This window comes from Pseudomonas sp. SDO55104_S430 (assembly GCF_054070595.1).
In genome coordinates this window covers 1-1351 of record NZ_JBSVXG010000473.1, presented here as the reverse complement: position 1 = coordinate 1351, position 1351 = coordinate 1, and the positions used below count along the sequence as shown (strand labels likewise).

Genomic DNA, 1351 nt, shown 5'->3' with positions numbered 1-1351 from the left:
CACAGGGTTCTCGGTTGTTCGCAAATGTTGCGTTCACACCGCCCCACTGTGGGAGCGGGCTTGCCCGCGAAGGCGTCAGACCAAACACTACACTTCCCAAGCCGAACCACTACAAACCAGCCTTCTGCGCTACCATGCCTGGCCGGACGCAGCAGCCTGCTGCGCGCAGGAGTCAGCATGGCCCACCCGTTCGATACCCTCACCCCAGACCTCGTCCTCGATGCCGTCGAAAGCATCGGTTTCTTGAGTGACGCCCGCATCCTGGCGCTCAACAGCTACGAAAACCGCGTTTACCAGGTCGGCATCGAAGACTCCGAACCGCTGATCGCCAAGTTCTACCGCCCACAACGCTGGACCAACGAAGCGATCCTCGAAGAGCACCAATTCACCTTCGAACTCACCGAAGTCGAAGTCCCAGTGGTGGCGCCGCTGATCCACAATGGCGAAACCCTGCACGAACATAACGGTTTCCGTTTCACCCTGTTCCCCCGCCGCGGCGGTCGCGCGCCGGAGCCGGGTAACCTCGATCAGCTGTATCGCCTGGGTCAATTGCTAGGTCGCCTGCATGCGGTCGGTTCGACCAAGCCGTTCGAGCACCGCGAAGCCCTGGCGGTGAAGAACTTCGGCCACGATTCACTGGCGACTTTGCTCGAAGGCGATTTCATCCCCCGCAGCCTGTTGCCGGCCTACGAGTCCGTGGCCCGGGATCTGCTCAAGCGCGTGGAAGATGCCTACAACGACACGCCCCACCAGAACATCCGCATGCACGGCGATTGCCACCCCGGCAACATGATGTGCCGCGACGAGATGTTCCACATCGTCGACCTCGACGACTGCCGCATGGGCCCGGCGGTGCAGGACATCTGGATGATGCTGGCGGGCGACCGTCAGGAATGCCTCGGACAGTTGTCGGAGCTGATGGACGGCTACAACGAATTCCACGACTTCGACCCGCGGGAACTGGCGCTGATCGAACCCCTGCGCGCCCTGCGCCTGATGCACTACAGCGCCTGGCTCGCCCGCCGCTGGGACGACCCGGCCTTCCCGCGCAGCTTTCCGTGGTTCGGCACGGAGCGCTATTGGGGGGATCAGGTGCTGGCGTTGCGCGAGCAATTGGCGGCGCTCAACGAAGAACCCCTGAAACTCTTCTGACCCACACAGAGATCCATTGTGGGAGCGGGCTTGCTCGCGAAGGCGGTGTGTCAGTCACCGGTGAAGTCGACTGAACGGACGCTTTCGCGGGCAAGCCACGCTCCCACAGGGTCCATGTTGATTGAATGATTTGTGACCAACAGCAAAACCGTAGGAGCGAGGCTTGCCCGCGAAGACGGCGTGTCAGTCACCAGTGAAG

Annotated in this window: 1 protein-coding gene; it reads left to right on the top strand. The window is 62.0% G+C overall.

From position 1 onward, the window contains the following. Window positions 1–177: 177 nt before the first annotated feature. On the top strand, window positions 178–1152 hold the full coding sequence (locus tag ACW9JE_RS30765; protein WP_224541655.1) for a serine/threonine protein kinase: 975 nt from the start codon (window positions 178–180) through the stop codon (window positions 1150–1152). Window positions 1153–1351: the final 199 nt, after the last annotated feature.